The organism is Streptomyces sp. NBC_00620 (assembly GCF_026341825.1).
Classification (GTDB): Bacteria; Actinomycetota; Actinomycetes; order Streptomycetales; family Streptomycetaceae; genus Streptomyces.
Genome location: NZ_JAPENY010000002.1, coordinates 2,014,202 through 2,032,066, shown reverse-complemented (window position 1 = coordinate 2,032,066; position 17,865 = coordinate 2,014,202). Strand labels below are relative to the sequence as shown.

11 protein-coding genes are annotated in these 17,865 nt (G+C 70.8%); 4 read left to right on the top strand and 7 right to left on the bottom strand.

The genetic code is table 11. The annotated features are described in order from the left end of the window. Nucleotides 1-22: 22 nt before the first annotated feature. The 3 genes from OG246_RS28430 to OG246_RS28420 form a co-directional block, all read right to left on the bottom strand. A complete protein-coding gene (locus OG246_RS28430) occupies nt 23-2,674 on the bottom strand; it encodes an AAA family ATPase (RefSeq protein ID WP_266469606.1) in 2,652 nt (883 codons plus the stop codon). A 111-nt stretch (nt 2,675-2,785) separates the two neighbouring features. Continuing rightward, nucleotides 2,786-5,473 (bottom strand): helix-turn-helix transcriptional regulator, encoded by a 2,688-nt coding sequence (locus OG246_RS28425; RefSeq protein WP_266469604.1) that lies wholly within the window; start codon nt 5,471-5,473, stop codon nt 2,786-2,788. 142 nt (nt 5,474-5,615) lie between these two features. Further along, nucleotides 5,616-8,138: a lysylphosphatidylglycerol synthase transmembrane domain-containing protein gene (locus tag OG246_RS28420; RefSeq protein WP_266469602.1), complete on the bottom strand. Its 2,523-nt coding sequence runs from the start codon at nt 8,136-8,138 to the stop codon at nt 5,616-5,618. Between the two features lie 307 nt (nt 8,139-8,445). Here OG246_RS28420 and OG246_RS28415 point away from each other — a divergent pair, with 307 nt between their 5' ends. The 4 genes from OG246_RS28415 (at nt 8,446) to OG246_RS28400 (ending at nt 11,414) form a co-directional block, all read left to right on the top strand. After that, nucleotides 8,446-8,997 carry an HdeD family acid-resistance protein gene (locus OG246_RS28415; protein ID WP_266469600.1) on the top strand — a complete coding sequence of 184 codons (552 nt, stop codon included), beginning with the start codon at nt 8,446-8,448 and terminating at the stop codon, nt 8,995-8,997. A gap of 91 nt (nt 8,998-9,088) precedes the next feature. Continuing rightward, nucleotides 9,089-10,087, top strand: coding sequence for a 3-hydroxyacyl-CoA dehydrogenase NAD-binding domain-containing protein (locus tag OG246_RS28410; protein ID WP_266469598.1), 999 nt, complete (start codon nt 9,089-9,091; stop codon nt 10,085-10,087). 173 nt (nt 10,088-10,260) lie between these two features. Further along, on the top strand, nt 10,261-10,665 hold the full coding sequence (locus OG246_RS28405; protein ID WP_266469596.1) for an STAS domain-containing protein: 405 nt from the start codon (nt 10,261-10,263) through the stop codon (nt 10,663-10,665). A gap of 197 nt (nt 10,666-10,862) precedes the next feature. Then, entirely contained in the window at nt 10,863-11,414 is a 552-nt protein-coding gene (locus OG246_RS28400) for an HdeD family acid-resistance protein (protein ID WP_266469594.1), read from the top strand. 67 nt (nt 11,415-11,481) lie between these two features. On the opposite strand, the gene OG246_RS28395 is transcribed toward OG246_RS28400, so the two are convergent. The 4 genes from OG246_RS28395 to OG246_RS28380 all read right to left on the bottom strand — a co-directional run bounded on the left by OG246_RS28395 (nt 11,482) and on the right by OG246_RS28380 (nt 17,851). Beyond that, nucleotides 11,482-14,922: a S8 family serine peptidase gene (locus tag OG246_RS28395; protein ID WP_323178335.1), complete on the bottom strand. Its 3,441-nt coding sequence runs from the start codon at nt 14,920-14,922 to the stop codon at nt 11,482-11,484. A 205-nt stretch (nt 14,923-15,127) separates the two neighbouring features. After that, on the bottom strand, nt 15,128-16,042 hold the full coding sequence (locus OG246_RS28390; protein WP_266469592.1) for an expansin EXLX1 family cellulose-binding protein: 915 nt from the start codon (nt 16,040-16,042) through the stop codon (nt 15,128-15,130). A 117-nt stretch (nt 16,043-16,159) separates the two neighbouring features. Further along, on the bottom strand, nt 16,160-16,708 hold the full coding sequence (locus OG246_RS28385; protein ID WP_266469590.1) for a YciI family protein: 549 nt from the start codon (nt 16,706-16,708) through the stop codon (nt 16,160-16,162). 162 nt (nt 16,709-16,870) lie between these two features. Beyond that, nucleotides 16,871-17,851 (bottom strand): MBL fold metallo-hydrolase, encoded by a 981-nt coding sequence (locus OG246_RS28380; protein WP_266469588.1) that lies wholly within the window; start codon nt 17,849-17,851, stop codon nt 16,871-16,873. Nucleotides 17,852-17,865 lie beyond the last annotated feature (14 nt).

Below are 17,865 nucleotides of genomic sequence, written 5' to 3'. Positions count from 1 at the left end.
TCATCCGACTGCCGCGATGTCCTCACCGGGGGGTGCCGGGCTCTGTCCTGCCGCGATACATCGCCACAACCGCCGGGCGCAGGCCGAGCCGCTCGGCGATCTCCTCGTCCGGCAGCCGCAGGGCGGACAGCTCGGTGATCTGCCTCAACCGCTCGGCGGACGACTCGGGCCAGGCGATCGGGGCGCCCGTCGCCCGCAGTTCGAGTCGTGCCTCGTCCCCGCACGGGAGGGCGCCGATCCGGTCGAAGGCGGACTGCGCCGAGGTCAGCATGGACTGCGCCTGACGGATCCGATTCCGGCGGCGCAGCCAGGAGCCGTACGCCAGCTCGACCTTCGCGCGGGCATAGGGCCAGTTGGACAGATCCTGCCGCAGCGCCGCGAGGTAGAAGTCCTCGGCGTCCTCGTCGGCGGCCAGGACGGCGCGGGCGTACGACAGATTGATGTGGTGCATCGGCGACGGCGTCTCGCGTGCGATCAGCTCCAGCTCCGCCAGCAGCCCGCGGGCGTCTTCTCGGTGTCCGGCGCGTACGGCCGCGTCCGCGAGGAACATCAGGCTGATGAACCTCTCGGCCCGGTGGAAGCTGGGATCGGCCAGATCGAAGACCGCCCTCAAGATCCGGTAGGCGTCCCGGTTCCGCCCGGCCTCAAGTGACACCAGTCCACGGGCGAGTTGGAGCAACGACAGCATCGCGTTCCGGCCGCGGGCCTCGCGCAGTTCCGCCTCGGTGGCCCGTCGCAGTGCCTCCCGCGTATCACCCACGAGCGCCTTCAGCAGTACGTCGCACACCAGCGTCCCGGTTTCCCACAGCGACTGCCCGGTCTCCGCCGCCAGCCGCTTCCCCTCCTCCGCCGCGTCGGCCGCCCGGACCAGGTCCCCGCGCAGCACATGCGTCAGCGCCTGCATGGTCAGCACCTGCGAAAGCAGTCCCAGTCGGCCCTGCCGGCGCAGGATCTCCTCGGAGCGGTCCAGCAGCTCGGTCGCCAGGTCCAGGTGCCCCAGCGCCTGCGCGGCCATGCTCATGACCCGCAATGCGTCCCCGTCGTCACTGGGAGGCGTCCGGGTCAGAGCCTTGATGACCTGGCGAGCGCGCAGCAGTGGTTCCGCCAGCGCAAGGGTCGCGAGGTGGCGCGGGTCGCCCGCTGTCCCGGGCATCCGGTCGGCGCAGGCAACGACACGCGCACGGGCGGCCGGCCCGGTGTCGGCCATGTAGCAACGGAAGCCGGCCACCAGGAGCATGTCGAGCGCCAGGTCCGGGTCGGCGGGGGCGGACCGAAGGGCGATGTCGCACAACTCGTGCACGCGGCCAGCGTCCCCGGGACTGCCGTGGTCGAACATCTCGCCGAGCCATTCCGTACGCGCCCGGTCCAGGTCGGTCAGATCGGTCCTGGCCGCCGAGCGCAGCAACTCGTCGACGATGTCGTCCCGGCCCATTCCGAAGGCGTGTCCGGCGGCCACCAGCAGCCGGTGCCCGCGCAGCGCCGACCAGCTCGTCAGCTCTGCCGACCGTTCGAGATCGTTGATCGCCGCGATCACCGCGCCCCGGCTCAGCGCCTGCGCGGCATTGGCTTCGAGAGCGTCCGCGATCCGGTCGTCGGGACCGACGATGGACTGCGCGCGGTGCCAGGTCCGCCGGTACACATCGTCCAGAGTCTGCGCCAGCGCCCGGTGGGCCGACTGGTGCCGGGCCAGGCTTTCGGCCTGCAGGATTCCCGAACGCATCAGGGGGTGCAGGAAGGCGACCCGGCCCTCTTCCAGGGTCACCAGGCCTACCGCCCGTGCCGGGTCGAACACCTCAGGAGTGACCGGGTCGCCGCGCATCTCCGAGGTCCCGGCGATGACTTCGGCGAGGTCGCCCGCCGGATCGACGGCCGCGACGAGCAAGGCGTCCCGGGTCGCCGGGGGCATGACGGCCCCGCGCCCCGCGAACGTGCGTTCCAGCCGGTCGGACAGGGTCGGCGGACGCAGTCCGCCGGAGGGCAGGGCCGCCATCGTGATCGGCAACTCGCGCAGCGCCAGCGGATTGCCCAGCGCCTCTCGTCGGATGCGCCGCTGCTCGGCCGCACTCAGGCCAGGAGCGTGAGCGGACAGGATCCGCGCTGCCGCATCGTCGTCCACGCCACCCACGGTCAGTTCCGGAAAGCCGGCCCGGAGGAACGGGCCCGTGTGGCCACGGCGCATCGCGGCGATGATCCCAACGCGTCCCGCCACGCGCCGTGCGACGAACGTCAGCGCCTCGTGCGACTGCGGATCCAGCCACTGCACGTCGTCGGCCAGGACCAGCACCGGTCGGTCGGCCGCCACGGCCGCCAGCAGCTCCACGACCGCCAGATCGATCAGGAACGGCTCCGGTGGCGCACCCTCGACCAGGCCGAACGCCGCCAGCAACGCTTCCCTCTGGTGCCGCGGAAGCAGCGCGACCTGATCGAGCACGGGACCGACCAGCTGATGCAGTCCCTCGAACGGCAACGCCGCCTCGCACTCGACACCGACCAGCCGAAGGATCCGGAAACCCCGGGCCCGCCCCCTGGACTCCGCCTCATGCAGCAGCGACGACTTGCCGATTCCCGGGTCCCCGAGCATCAGCAGCACCGCACCGCTCAGCGGCGTACGTTCGAGGAGCCTCGCCAGAACGGCGATCTCCCGCTCTCTTCCCACCAGCATCGCCGAACCCATGACTCCCTCCCGGCTCCCTGGAGGTTCCACGCTAATCACGCCGCACCGTCGGTGGCTTGAGTCGTTTGACTGATCCCGCCCACTCATCCGGAGGTGCGCCGAGCGCCGGTTTCAGTGGTCGCTCACGGCCGGTTCCAGCAGGTCCAGCAGCGGTGCAAGCTCACTGCGCGAGGTGATGCCGAGCTTGGGGAAGGCTCGGTACAGATGCGCGGCGACGGTGCGGTGTGACAAATGGAGTCGTTCCGCTATCTCCCGGTTGGACAGCCCTTCCGCGGCCAGCCGGGCGATCACTGTCTCCTGGGCCGACAGCAGCTCCGTAGCGGCTGGAAGCGGGGTGTCCGCTGCGTGAGTCGCTTTGCGGCCCGCCCAGTCGGAGGCTCCGATGAGTTCGAAAGCGGTTCGCGCCGAGAGGAGCATCGTGCGCGACCGGGCGGCCTGTCGATGGCGTCGCAGCCACTGCCCGTACGCGAGTTCCGTCCGCGCCTTGACCAGCGGCCAGCGGATCAGGTCCTGGCCCAACGCGATCATGAACAGTTCCTCGGCCGCCGCGTCGGCGGCGAGCACGGCTCGCGCGTACGGCAGCTGGACATGCAGCAGAGGGGCGGGAGTCAAGCGCGCCGCTTCCTCAAGGACGTCGAGTATGTGCGCGGCCTCATCACGGCTGCTGCCACGATCCGCTGCGACGGCGAACGGCATCACAGCGGCGAAGCCCTGCCACCGCAGGCCCGCGGGTGGCTGGTCGAGGAGCGGCCTCAGCTCTTCGTACGCCTCGGTGTACCGTCCCTCACCCAGGCGCGCCACGCCACGGGCCAGCCTCAGCGTCGGGATCAGATCGGTGCGCTGCCACGCCGCCACGGTGTCGGCCAGTTCCTCCGCGCGCACCGCCTGCCCGCGCAGTGCGGCGGCGAGCGCGTCCGCGCCGGTGAGCACGGCGACCATGGACGGCTGTCGAGTCTCGGCGAGGATCCGGCGTGCTTCTTCGGTGAGTTGAGCGGCACGCCGCCAGTCCCCGAGCAGCAGCAGGTCGGCAGCTTCGGTGAGGAGTGTCTCCGACAGCAGACCGAGTCGGCCCTGTTCGCGAAGGATCGGTTCGGCTAGGCCGAGCAGGTCGACCGCGCGGACCGGGTCGCCGATCGCGTGGGCGGCCATGCCGAACAGCCGGAGGCCGTCGGCGTCAGGGCGATACCACACCGTCCTGTTCGAAGGCAGCCGGTCGGCCACCGCCCGTCCGTGGAGCACGGGTTCGGCCAGCGCCAGGGCCGCGATGTGGCGTGGGTCGCTGGTGCCCGTCAGCCGCTCGGCGGCCGCGACGATGCCGGCCCGCAGAGCGGGGTCGGCACCGGTCCTGTGAGCACGGAGCGCCGTGCTCAGTAGCAGGTCGAGAGCCAGGTCGGGGTCGCCCGCCGACAGTTCGGGGATGTCCCGTACCTGTGTCCGGGCCGGGCCGGGCTGCGGGTCCGCGTCCGAGATGTCCCGCAGCGAACAGGCCTTCGCCCGGTCCGCGTCGCCGAGTTGCTGACGCTTCGCCTCGTCGATCAGCGAGTGGGTCAGGCGTGTGCGGCCGAGTCCGTAGGCATGCTCGGCCGCACACAGCAGCCGGTGTCCTCGGGTGGCCGAGTCCGCGGTGAGCTGCGCCGATCGCTCGAGCGCCCAGATGGCCGCGACGACTCCGTGACGCCGGAGCAAGGAGGTGTGGGCGTCCGCCAGTTCGTCCGCCAGCTCGTCGTCGGGGCCGTTGACGGACTGGGCTCGATGCCATGTGCGCCGGTCCGGGTGCTCGGCCAGCACCTGCGCCATGGCGGCGTTGGCGGCCTGTCGGCGGGCCGGGGTCTCCGCGTCCAACACCGTCGATCGGACCACGGGATGGAGGAAGCGCAGTGTCGTCCTGTCGAGCCGTATCAACGAGGCGGCGGCCGCGCTGTCGAGAAGGTCCACCGTGACGGTTCGCCCCGCCAGGACGGAGGCAGCGGCCAGGATCTCCGCGAGGTCTCCGACATGGTCGACGGCCGCGACCAGCAGGGCGTCCCGGGCCTGCGCCGGCAGCTCGCCGAGCCCGGCCGCGAACGCCGTCGCCAGGGTGGGGCTCACCGGCAGGTGGGTCCACGAACCCGGCGGTCCCGTCGGGCGCCACGCTGCGGGGAGTTCGATCAGCGCGAGCGGGTTGCCGAGGGCTTCCCCGAGTATCCGCTCCCGAACGGCAGGGGGCAGCGTGGCCGCATGACGGGCCAGCAGCCGTCGCGCCGAGGGCTCGTCCAGCACCGGCACGTCCAGTACGGGCGAAACCGGCCGGGTCCGTCCGCTGCGGAGTGCCGCGAGGACGACGATCGGGTTGTCGCTCGCCCTGCGCGCCATGAACGCCAGTACGTCCCGGGTGGGCCTGTCGACCCCCTGTACGTCGTCGGCGATCAGTACCGCGGGCTGCTCGGCCGCGCCGGCGGTGATCAGGTTGAACGCGGCCAGGGCCACCCTCAGTGTCTCCGGGGGTTGCCCGGCACCGGTCTCGAACGCCGATCGCAGGATCTCGACCTGTTCCGCGGGCAGAGCGTCCGCCGTGCCGAGCACCGGCCGCAGCAACTCGCGCAGCCCGCTGAAGGGTGTGTCGTCGGAGTGCCCGGCAACCCACAGCACCTGGCATCCCGCCGTCCGGGCGCGTTCGGTCGCGACCCGCAGCAGCGCGGACTTGCCGACGCCCGGGCCGCCCTGCAGTGCCAGGGCGCCGCCGGCGTCCGGCAGCCTGCCCATCAGTTCCTGCAGGATCCTCAGCTGCTGGTCGCGGCCGAGGAGCCCGGCTTCGTACACGAGTCTCCCCAGTCTTCTCCGTACGTCCCGTGACGTCCCGCGTGTTCTCACTTGGATGGTAGGAGGGACCGCATCGACGGGTCTTGAGTCAAATGACTGTTCCCAGCACCGCAAAGCGGCGGCACCGAGCCGAAGTCACACCTCAGACGTAGCCTCGCCGCTGCACCAGGCTCAGGGCCAGGGCGCCCAGCGGGACGTTCAGCCAGAACGTGAGCAGCCGGTAGACGAGCACCGCCGATGTGGCCGCCCCGGCCGGAACACCGAGCATCGTCAGACCTGCGATGAGTCCGGCCTCCAGCGCGCCCAGACCGCCGGGCACGGGAGCCGCGTTGGCGATCAGGCGGGCCGCCATGTACGCGGCACCGACCTGGACGAAGGGAAGGTCGGCGCCCAGCGCGTGGAGGCTCATGGCCAGGCCGACGATCTGGACGAGAGGCAGGCCGAGGGCGCCGATGACGCCCACGACGACCTTGGCCGGGTCGGCCGCGATCCCCGCGACGGTCGACCCGGCCGCGCGCAGGAACGGCCAGATCTTCTCGTGCAGGAAGCGCCGGCCGGGCGGGGTGAGAACGAGCAGGCCCCCGGCGGCGAGCGTCAGAGCGACGGCCCACAGCAGATACCGGCTCGGGGGCAGCTCCAGATGCGCTCCGGCGTGGTGCCGTCCCGCCCAGGCGAAGAAGACGGCGGCGACAACGCTGTTGGAGATCGCACCGGTCAGGCTCTGCAGTCCGACGGAGGCCGTGGCGGCCCCGGTCTCGATCCCCGTCTTCTGCAGGTAGCGCAGATTGAGGGCCATGCCGCCCACGTTGCTCGGAGTGATCCGGTTCAGGAACGAACTGGCGAACTGCACTTGGTAGGTGGGGCCGAAGGGCAGCCTGTCCGGGATGGTGCCCCACTGCAGGCAGGTCGAGAACGCCTGCGAGAGGAAGGTGACGGGCAGCACCGCGAGTACCCACCACCAGTTCGCGTCGCGCAGCGCGTCGACGGCCGCCGGGAAGCCGGCCAACTGCGGGAGCACAAGGTGAAGGACCAGAAACGCACCGACCAGGCCCAGGGCGCTCTTCCACGTGAAGCGCGCCAGATGCGCGAGCGGAACCGCTTCTGCGCCGCCGGCCGTTTCGACCTCGGCGGCGAGATCCCGCAGCAGACTGGGGCGACCGCCGGCGCGTAGCGTTCGCCGCCGGGCGCTCCGGCCGGCCGCTCGTGCGCGTGCCTGGTCGTACCGGGCGACCTCATGCCGCGCGGGGCCCATCAGCGCGAGCGGCTGCAGGTACGGCAGCGCGGTCGCCGGCAGATCCGGTCCCAGGCCCGCCAGTGCGCACGCGATGGCACGCTCGGGGCCGACCCGTACCGCTGTCGTGGCCAGCAGCTCGGCGATGTCGCTGCCGAGCACCTCGGGCGGCGCGTTGAGCTGGGCGCGCGCGAAGGCGGAGAGCCGGCTGTCACCGCCCGGTTCGACGAGGACGTGCTCCGGGCGCAGTGCCCCATGTCCCAGCCGGTGCTCTTGAAGGCGTGCCACGGACGTCCACACCCCGATGAGGACGTGGTCGGTCAGCTCCTCGTCGCTCAACGCGGACAGCGCGCGGGCTTCCTTCCTGACGGTCGCCACGAGCGCGCCGTCCCCGTCCACCGGATACGCCATGACAGGTTCGTCCACCCGGGCACCGGTGCGGGCGGCGAAGACGAGCATCAGCAGTTCGTGCTCGGCCGCACCGAGCGGTGACTGGGCGGTCGCGTCGGCCGGGTGGCGCAGGAGCGTCCGCCGGGCAAGCCGGTGGAACAGATCGCGGTTGTGATCCTCGGCGGCGAGCACCCGTACGGCCAACGCGGAGCCGGCGGTGGTCTCGGCTCGGTAGACGGTCCCCTCCCCCGGAATCTGCTCGTCCGGGGGCAGCTCGCGCAGGGTGGCGACCGGGATTCCGCAGGCGACGAGGGCGTCGGCGACCGCCTGCGCCGCAGGGCGGTCGGCCGGAGCCCCGGCCAGCAGCAGCACGGCCGACCCTGCCGCGCCACCCACGGCGAGTGCGGCGACGGCCTCCAGCGGCACGATCCCGGCGGCGGCGACGCTCAGCACGGCACACGCGAAGGTCAGCGACCACAGCGCCCGCCGCCGGCGCGACCCGAGCCATGGGCCGGCGGCGACGGCCGCCGCCGCACAGGCGGCCAGGTACACGGCCGACGGCCAGCCCGCCTGGACCAGACCGTCCCGGCCGGCCGACACTTCCGGCCACTCATCCGGTCTGCTGCGCACCAACGCCAGGTGGGTGAGCGCCCACGCGGCCAGCGCACCCAGCGCCGCCGCGGGCACGACCCGTAGAACCGGGTCGATCCGACGCCGTACGGACCAGACCGCCAGGGCGGCAACCGGCGCGAGCACGGCGACCACCTGCACCGTTCCCACGAGACCGTCCCGTAGAGCCGGAGGCAGCGCGGTCACCGTGGTGAGCAGTCCCTGCTGCGCCGCACGGGCGAAGTCGCGCGTCGCGACCCCCAGCAGCACCGTCACCACAAGTGCAGCCAGGGACACCAGCAGCCGCCACAGGTCGGCTGCCCGGCGGACGGCCCGTCGAGGCGGAACTTCGGTCACCAAGGAGCCTTCCGATGTACCGGGAACCGCGGCTTCCGAGGCCGACTGGATGCCATGGTCTTCGATCTCCTTGATCACGCGGCTCCTCCCTGCTCGGGCGGCACCGATGCTCTCTCCGGAATCCGGTCCGCGAATCCGTCACATGACTGCATCGCGTCATGTGAAGGTCCGCCGAAACGCGTTCGCGGACCGATCCGCCTGCGGGCGCGAAGCACTGAGGTAGGCAGGGCAGTCGGATGACGGATCACCATCCGGGCCTGCCGTCCCTAGCGTTCGATGGGGAGAAGACGGCCTCGAACAAGGCCGGGCGCACCGGCACGCATGCCTCGCCTCTCCCTCGCTTCCTGCCAGGAACGAGACGACACCCTCACCGTGGGAGATCACCATGCTCAGCTCACCCAACGCACTGCTCTGGCGAGGCCTGCTGGCGATCGCCGTCGGCGTGGTCGCCGTGGCATGGCCCGGCATCACCATCGGCGCTTTCGTCATCCTGTTCGCCGTCTACGCGTTCATCGGCGCGGCGACGGACAGCGCGCGAGCCTTCAGCAGCGACCGGGTGGGCCCGGTCTTCGGATGGCTGCTGCTCGCCCTGCTGTCGGTCGTCGCCGGTGTGGTCGCGCTGGCGTGGCCCGCCATCACGGCCCTTGCTCTGACGATCTGGATCGGCGCGTGGGCGCTGACCACGGGCGCCATGGAGATCGTCCTGGCATTCCAGCGCGGGGAAAGGCCGGGCGAGCGGGCGCTGTTCGTACTGACCGGCCTCGTGTCGGTCGCGCTGGCCTTCGTGCTGTTCGTCCGCCCGGACATCGGCGCGGTCTCTCTGGCCACCGTTTTCGGCCTGTTCAGCATCTTCTACGGCACCGCGGGCACCGTCGCGTCCTTCCAGGAGCGTCGTGTCCTCAAGGACACCGGCAATGCGCAGCCGGCGCACGCATGAACCCACGTCGGAACCTGACGCACCATCATCTGCCGCGTCCCTCAGCCCGGTTGAAGTCCTCCGACCGCACTCCCACCCAGGAAGAACCATCATGAACGACACGCACATCGCCGCCGACGGCATTCTGGACGCCCATCGGCGCGTCACCGTAGTCGGCGCCGGGGTCATCGGATCCTCATGGACCGCCCTGTTCCTCGCCAAAGGCCTGACCGTCACCGTCACCGACCCCTTGCCCGACGCGGATCGACAACTGCACGACCAACTGCGGCAGACCATCCCCACCCTGCGCGCACTCGGACTGCCCACCGCCGACCTCGACCGCAACCTGCGCTTCGAAGCCGACCTCGGCAAGGCGGTCGCGGACGCGGACGTCGTGCAGGAGAACGGCCCCGAACGCCTGGACGTCAAACAGGACCTCTTCGCCCGCATCGAGCAGGCCGCGCGTCCCGACGCCCTGCTGCTCAGCTCCACCTCGGGCATTCGCGCCACCGACATCGCACAGGCGCTGCGACAGCCCGAACGACTCGTCATCGGGCACCCCTTCAACCCGCCGCACCTCATCCTGCTGGTAGAGGTCGTCCCGGGCGAGAGGACCGGCCAGGACGTGGTCGAGCGCGCCGTCGCCTTCTACACGGCGCTCGGCAAGAAGCCACAGGTCCTGCGCAAAGAGGTACCGGGATTCGTCGCCAACCGGCTGCAGGCGGCGCTGTTCCGCGAGGCGGTCAACCTTGTCGTGGAGGGCGTGGTGACCGAATCGGAGCTCGACAACATCGTGACCTCCTCCATCGGCCTGCGCTGGGCGGTCGCCGGTCCCTTCCGGAGCTTCCACCTCGGTGGCGGCCCCGGCGGCCTGCCCCACTTCCTCAAGCACCTCGGCCCCGGCCTCGAGAGCCTCTGGCGCGACCTCGGCACCCCGGAACTGGACGAGCCGACGAACCAACTCCTCTCCGGACAGGCCCACTTCGGCGCGAGTATCGAGCAACTGGAGGCCGCGCGCGACGAGGCGCAGATCAAGGTGTTGCAGGCGGCATCCGCGCCGCTCGCCCTCACCACCGAGCCCGCACGGAAGCGGGTGGCATCCGATGACTGAGCAGCCCACCGTCTGACGTCTCAGTCAGCGCGGTACGGCGGTCAGTCACATTGCGGAAGCCCCGGCCGACAGCCTTTGGGCATGGTGCTCTCATCGTTCCGCGCCATCCCGGTTGGTGGTTCTCCTGAAGCAGCCACGGTGGTGCGCTCCCAACAAGCATGAACGGGACTTCCATGACCGATCGCCGACCGCCCCGTCCGTCGTCCCTCGCCATCGCGGCTGATCCGGCCCTCGAACGCCTGCTATGGGGCGACCCGCTCCTTCGTGTGATCTGGACGGACTGCCCGTCCGGGCTGCGGCTCGAAGGAGAAATAGATCTCTGCTCCCGGGATCTGCTGGTCGCGGCTCTGGATGAAGCGGTCCAGTTCTGCCGTGGCGATCTGCACCTCGATCTGACGGACGTCACGTTCATCGACGTCGCCGGGATCCGCAAGATGACGACCGCCGCGAAGACGCTCAGCCGCGACGGCCGCCGTCTGCTGCTGCACGCCACGCCGCCCGGCGCACGCAAAGTGATCCAGCTCCTGGGCTGGGAAATGACCCCCGGCCTGATGCACTGCCTCGGCGAAATGCCGTAGCGAGCCTGCCAGTTCACCGAGGTATGGGCAGGCCGGCGGTGAAGTAGCGGGAGCAGTCGTATGACCGATCGCAGCGCGGAGCCGCGGTTCTAGCGTTCATCGCGAACGCCACGGCCTCGGGCGAGGTCGGGCACCGCACCATGCATTCCCGTTTCGTGTCAGTAGCGAGGCGGCACCCTCGAACGTGGAAGGTCACCATGCTCAGTTCGCCCAACGCACTCCTCTGGCGCGGCCTGCTGGCCGTCGTCATCGGCATAGTCTCCGTCACCTGGCCCGGCATCACCGTCGGCGCCTTCGTCATCGTCTTCGCCGTCTACGCGTTCATGAGCGCGGTGACGGACGGTGGCCGTGCCTTCGCCGGCGACCGGGTGGGGCCTGTCTTCGGCTGGCTGCTGCTCGCCCTGCTCTCGCTGGCGGCCGGCGTGGTCGCGCTGGCGTGGCCCGGCATCACCGCTCTCGCGCTCACGATCTGGATCGCCGCCTGGGCACTGGCGACCGGTGCCATGGAGATCGGCCTGGCCTTCCAGCGCGGCGAGAAGGCGGGCGAGCGGGCCCTGTTCCTGCTGACAGGGCTGGTGTCGATCGCGCTCGCGTTCGTGCTTTTCGTCCGCCCAGACATCGGCGCGGTCTCACTCGCCACCGTCTTCGGCCTGTTCAGCATCTTCTACGGCGTCTCGGCGGTCTTCGCCTCCTTCGAGGAGCGCCGCCGTAATCCTGACACGAGCCGGTCCGAGCCGGTCGGCGTCTGAAGAACGGCCCCGCTCGGGACGGCGTCGGCGCCGCCCCGAGCGGGGTTCGGACAGGTGATCCATAGGGCTACCTGGTGAGGTAGGCCCGCTCGATCGTCTGCACCAGTGTGTTGCCCTGGCGGTCCGTCAGCTTGGCCCGCAGTGAGACGGAGCCCGCCTCGGCGGGGTGGGTCAGCGACAGGTGCGTACCGCCGAGGGCCTTGGCGGGCTGCCAGGTGGTGCCCTCGTCGTACGAGACCTCGAAGGCGAGCTTCTGCGGCCGCTGGCCGGCGGCCGCGCCCACGACGGTGAAGGGCACCTCGAACCGCTTGCCCCCCTTCGCCGTGCTGGACAGGGTCAGCTCCGGGGAGAAGCGGACCACCGACAGCGGCAGTGCGGTCCACTCGTCCTCGGGGGTCGCGCCGGAGCGGAAGGTCCACTCCGCCCTGACACGGGTGCTGACGGGGTACACCGCGGGATCACGGGAGTTGTCCAGGGTGAGCTTGTACGTGCTGCCCCGGGCGGGGACGGTGTACTCGGTGACGCCGTCGGTCGGCGGGAATCCGTAGTCGTCGGGGATTTCCTTGCCGTCGGCCAGGAGCGAGCTCTCCGCCGCGGTGTAGTCGCTGGAGCCCCAGTGCCCGGCGCCGTCGCCGAACAGCGGCAGATAGGCCCTGATGACGTTCCCGGCCCGCACGGCTCCGGGGTATCCCCTCTCCGGTCCGGCGTCCGCGGGACCGGGCAGGGACGGGCCGAAGACGCCGACGTTGAAACGCTCGTGGTAGGTCCGGCCGGCCTCCCAGGTCCTGGGCATCCTCATGAGGAAGGACTCCCAGCGCGTCTCGCGGCCCTCGCCGCTGGTCTGCCACATGCGCAGGGACCACGGAACCCCGTTGTCGAGGATGTAGTCGGTGGTGCGCAGCGGCAGAACGCCCCTCAGGTCGTTGTAGCCGAAGGTCAGGTCCCCATCCGGTGTGTGGGGAGAGACCTCGACCTGCACCTTCCGGTCCGCGACAGCCACACCCGCCTGGAGGTCGACCTTGGCGAGCTGCTTCCGCTCGACCTCGGCGGTGAAGCCGCCCAGCCGACCGGTCCGGTTCCAGGCAAGGTGGTAGGTGACCGGCCTGCCCTCCTCGTCCTGGCGTGTCCAGTCGCCGAAGTACTGCGCGAACGCCTGGTCCGCGGGCAGTTCGGAGCCGAGCTGCCCGACCCGCAGGCCCTGGAAGCTCGGGAGAATGTATTCGAGGCTGCCCTTGCGCAGCCCCTCGGCCCGGTCGAAGCCGACCGCGATCACGGCCTCGGTGTTCACGGCCGCCGCATCGGGCACGGTGATCTCCACCGGCTGTGCCTGCCGGGCGTCGATGGTGACGCTGGTGTCCGCGTCCACCCGCAACTTCGGCTGCATCAGCACCGCGTGGGTGGCGGACGAGTAGTAGGGGTGGATCACACCGCTGACGGTGTAGTCGCCCTTGGGCACCCGCACCGTGAGCTCGCCGTCCTGCTCATCGGCGTAGGAGGCATAGAAGTTGCTGTCGAAGCCCGAGAGGGCGGTGGAGGCGTCGCCGGTCGGCTCGCCGTTCTCGTCGATGTGTTTCAACGTCAGGTCGTACGACTCGATCTCGCGCTCCACCCCGACGGCGGTGCGCACACTGATCCGGCCGTCGGCCGAGGCTGCGGACACCGAGCCGCCGATGGTGCCGTCGGTGGTGCCGGCGCGGGTGTCCGCCGTCACGTCGGCGCTCGCCTCGCCGCCTGCCGGGACGGTGAGTTGCGGTGGTGAGACGGTGAACAGGCCTTCGGCGGCGGGCTTTCCGTCCACTGTGAAGTCGTCGACGGACAGGTCCAGGGTGACCGGCTCCGTACCGAAGTTGCGGTAGGTGAGCTGCTTGGTCACCGGTTCGTCGTCGTTGTGCGGCCACTGCTGTTTGCCGAAGCCGAGCGGTCCCTGCTCGGTGACCACGCTCTGCGCGATCGCCCGGACCAGGTCGGTGCGGCCGGTGCCCTGCTGGAATGAGCTGTACGAGCCGGGGGCGGCGGAGCCGGTGAGTACCGCCTTGATGCGCTCGCCGCTCCACTCGGGGTGCTGCTGGGCGAGGATGGCGGCGGCACCGGCGACATGCGGGGTCGCCATGGACGTACCGTCGATGGTGAGGTATCCGGGTATGTCGGAGGGGATTTCGCCCTCCAGGAAGCTGCCGGCCGCCGCGGCGGCGGTGATGGCGACACCGGGCGCGGTCAGGTCGGGCTTGACCCCGCCGTCGCCCACGCGCGGGCCACGGCTGGAGAATGCGGCGAGTTGGTCCGCCTTGTCGACCGCTCCGACGGTGAGCGCGGCTTCGGCGCTGCCGGGCGAGCCGACCGTCTCCTCGCCGAACTCGCCGTCGTTTCCGGCCGCGATGACGAAGAGCGTGTCGGTGTCGGCGGAGAGCCGGTTGACCGCCTCCTCCATCGGGTCGATCCCGGGCATGTCCGTGCCGCCGAGGCTGAGGTTGACGACGTCGGCGCCCTCGGCCACCGCCCACTCGAGGCCCGCGATGATGCCGGAGTCCGAGCCGCTGCCGTTGTCGTCCAGGACCTTGCCGTTCAGGATCTTGGCACCCGGTGCGACACCCTTGTACTTGCCGCCGGACTTCGCCCCCGTCCCTGCCGTGGTGGACGCCACGTGGGTGCCGTGCCCGAACTTGTCGCCGGTACCGGAGGACTCGGAGAAGTCCCGCTCCGCGACCACCTGGCCCGCCAGGTCGGGGTGGTCCTTGTCGACTCCGGTGTCCAGTACGGCGATCTTGACGCCGGTGCCGTCATAGCCGGCGGCCCAGGCGGTCGGAGCGCCGATCTGCGGCACGCTCCTGTCGAGGGTCGCCCGGCGTCTGCCGTCCAGCCACACCTTCTCCACCGCCGTCGAAGCGGTGAACTCGGCCGTTCCCTCGGCATCGCTACGGGCGGCGCCGGTGTCGGTCACAGCGTCCCAGAACTCGGCGCCGCGCGTCTTGACGGGGCGCATCGCCTTGCCGTTGACGACGGGGAGCGCACGGCCGATGCGTGTCCCGGTCCGGGTGAACGGGCTCATCGAGGGTGCCTGGCGACCCCGGAAGGTGACGATCAGCGGCAGGTCGGACCGGCCCGTGTCGTCGTAGCCGTCCGCCACCAACTGGGTCACGTCGAACAGCCGGGCGTCCAGCTTGCCCTGCGCCAGCAGCAACTCCGCGTCTCCCGGCACCACTTGAGTGTGCCCGGCAACCACCCGGACCGAGAACGGCATCCGCTCCCGGCCCTCCGCCCGCTCAACCCCGGTGACCCGGCCTGCGCCGTCCATCTGAACCCGGTCGCCGGTGACCAGCGTCACCGTCTTCACCACCTTGGCCCCACCGGCGCCCTCCGCGCCCTGGGCCATCACCCCCGCATGCCCGCCGACCGACGCGGCCTGGGCCATCCCGCCCGGGACACCGGCCAGCACCAGGACCGTGGAAACCACCCCCGCCGCCACAGCCGTACGCCTTCGTCTCCCGCGCAGCTTTCCGCGTAACTCCACCTGAACTCCTGACGATTCGGAATCGGACAGGAGCCGTCCTGCGACCCGGGCACCCCCGGAGCCTCACCCGTGCACCCGACGGCTCGCCCTAGAGACGGACGGGGGTGTCATCGGGTTGTCAAAACTTCGCATTCGTTTCTGACGGGGAATCAGCCAGCTGCGCAGTCAGATCCGTCGACGCGTCGGACTGGACTCGCGAGCGGGGTCAGCGCTTGGCGAACTGGACCCGGGTGGACTGCACGGCGTCCGGCCGGATCGCGACTCCGTCGACTGTGAGCCGTTCTCCGAAGATGTCGGTGATCCTGATCGCGCCGCCGCACCCGGTGCCGTCTTCGGAGAGGAAGTAGTTGTAGTCGGTACGGGCGAGTTGGCGCCAGCCGCTGCCGGCGCGGACCTCCAGCCGGGCCACCGGATTCCGGTGACCAATGACCTGGATGCCGCACCAATACTGGCTGGACCCGGTCTTGTACCGGACCGACATCGTGCCGACGGTGCTGGGGCTCACCAGCTTCCACGTGATCGCGATCCGGCCGGCCGTCGGGTCGGCGAGCTTCGCGAAAGCCTCTGCGCTGAGGTCGATCTGCCCGGGTGCACACTCCCCTGGGCATTCATTGGTGATGCGGACCGTGATGGAGGTTCCGTTGGCCGCGCGGACGGACACGTACGCGCCGCACGCCTTGGCCGTCTCGTAGTCGGTGGAGTTCATCGCCGCGGTCATGACGTCACCACTCGGGTCGTACAGGCAGGCGCCTCCGCCGTCCGCGTCGTAGAAGGTGGCGATGCCTCGGTAGGTGACGTTGGGCCGTATACGACCGGCCAACGGCGCGCCGGCGGAAGCCGCTTGCGGGCTGTCCGTCGTCGGCGGTTTCGCCGACGCGCTGGTGGCACTTGCGGAGGGGGAGGCCGGGGTTGTCTTGGCCGACGGCTTCGGCGACGCGGTGGTGGTACTGCCGGAGGGGGACGGGGACTTCGTCGCGGGCGGGACGTTCGCCTGCGTGCTGACGACGGGCGTGTCCGCGGCGCGCCTGGTGTCGGCCTCGTCGTCGCGGAGGAGCACCACGCCCAAGGAGACGACTATGAGCGCCACGGCCGCCGACAGGAACAGCCACCGCCTGTCCACCGAACCTCCTTGACGCCGCCGCCCCTTGCTGTGAGTGACGGGGCCAGTGATCCTGCCAGACCCGGGAGTACGGCGGCAAGCCCCCTATTTTGGTGTGCGGTTGAGGCTATGTGTTCATCACGACCGCCCGCCGAAGTACCAGTCGTGGACCTCGATGTCGGCGTACTGGTCCTGGGTCAGCACGGCGCGTGCCGTGTCCGGGTCCGGGGCCCGGAGCAGTACCGCCGTACCCAGCCAGGTGGCGCCGTCGTCGGACAGCAGCGGCCCGTACGCGATCAGCTCGTCCCGGTCGCGCGGGACGACCAGATCGACGGCCTCCCCCGAGCCGAGGCCGAGCACCAGATACCGGTTGCCACCGGTCCGGCCCCCGGGGAAATCCCACATGGTGCGCCCCAGCAGGTTGCGCCACCGTCGCAACAGCACGTCCCGGTATGCGCCGGCCTGGTAGTTGGGCTCGTCGAAGGCGAACGCGCGGGCGGTGGCGGGATCGGGCAGGTCGAGGATGTGCACGCTGCCGGTGGCCGTTTCACCGTCGTCGGTGAGGGTCGGGCCGCGGGCGATCATCTCCGCCGCGTACCCGTCCATGTAGGACCAGTGGTCTTCCAGCAGTTCGTCGCGCAACTTGCCGGAGTCGGGCCGATCGCGGTGGTAGCAGAAGAACTCCATGCCCGGAGACTCTCCCAACGCACGGGCGCATCTCAACCGGATTTGCGACGATGCCCGCACGCTCCGGACGCGGCAGCGTTCCGTCGGACCGCGTAGCCATCGCGGAAGCGCGGGCACGACCCGAGCGCACGGCAAGCGCCCGCCCACCGAGTTCAGCGCCTGTCAGCGCGGCTCGGTCACCGGCCACGCACGTGGGTAGGGCACGCGCAGCGATCCCGTCGGGACGGGGGTGTGCTCGGCCGCGGCATGAAGGCACCCGTCGCGCGAAACGATGGCCCCGCTGCGGAGCATGGTGCGGGTCAACTCGGCAGCGAGTCCCTCGGGCGTGCGGCCCAGGAGTCGTGCCGCGTCCGTCAGCCACGCCCGGGCGTGCAGATACGGCTCGACCTCGTCGACCGGGATCCCGCCACGGATCATCAGGGCGAAGGCGAAGACCCGCCGCGTGCCGTACCAGACGGCTCCGTCCGGGTCGTCGACGAGTCGCTGGGCGCGGCGCAGTGCGGTGGCGAACGCCGCACCGGGATCCGCCGGGATCGGGCCGTGCGAGGGAAGCAGGACCCGCGGGACGAGGTCGGCCAGCCTGTGCAGGGAGGCGAGCGCGGTGGTGGACGCCTCGGGTCCGTCGAAGGCGAGGTTCACCCAGCCGACGTCGTAGTCCGACAGCGCGTCGCCGACCACGAGGAGCCCCTCGTCCGGCTGCCACAACGCGAGGTGGCCGGGGGTGTGCCCAGGGGTGTGGACGACTTCCCAGTCGGCGTCTCCGAGCCGGAGGACCTGGCCGTCGTCGAGCGGCATTTCGACGGTGTACGGGGGAACCGGCTGGTCGAGGTACTCCGCCGCACAGCAGCCCGGGTCCCGGCGGGTGACGGCCTCGGCTTCCGGTGCTCCGGCCGCGACGAGAGTTCCCTTGGTCTGCAGGAGGGCGTTGCCGCCGACGTGGTCGGAGTGCCAGTGAGTGTTCACGACCAGGTCGATGTGCCCGGTGCGGGCGTGGGCCCAGGCGGCCGTCTGTTCGGCGTGGCCGACGAAGCCGCTGTCGACCAGGGCCGGTTGGCGCCCGTGCAGCAGGAGCAGGTTGGCGTCGGGGAACGGCCTTTGCTGCCAGGTCACCCAGTCCGGCACCAGCTCGTGGCTGCTGTCCATCAGCACCCTCCTTC

Bases quoted from the DNA above. Each gene is read 5' to 3' on its own strand.
- OG246_RS28430 (WP_266469606.1), bottom strand. From the start codon at position 2,674: ATGGGTTCGGCGATGCTGGTGGGAAGAGAGCGGGAGATCGCCGTTCTG.
- OG246_RS28415 (WP_266469600.1), top strand. From the start codon at position 8,446: ATGCTCAGCTCACCCAACGCACTGCTCTGGCGAGGCCTGCTGGCGATC.
- OG246_RS28410 (WP_266469598.1), top strand. From the start codon at position 9,089: ATGAACGACACGCACATCGCCGCCGACGGCATTCTGGACGCCCATCGG.
- OG246_RS28405 (WP_266469596.1), top strand. From the start codon at position 10,261: ATGACCGATCGCCGACCGCCCCGTCCGTCGTCCCTCGCCATCGCGGCT.
- OG246_RS28400 (WP_266469594.1), top strand. From the start codon at position 10,863: ATGCTCAGTTCGCCCAACGCACTCCTCTGGCGCGGCCTGCTGGCCGTC.
- OG246_RS28385 (WP_266469590.1), bottom strand. From the start codon at position 16,708: ATGGAGTTCTTCTGCTACCACCGCGATCGGCCCGACTCCGGCAAGTTG.
- OG246_RS28380 (WP_266469588.1), bottom strand. From the start codon at position 17,851: ATGGACAGCAGCCACGAGCTGGTGCCGGACTGGGTGACCTGGCAGCAA.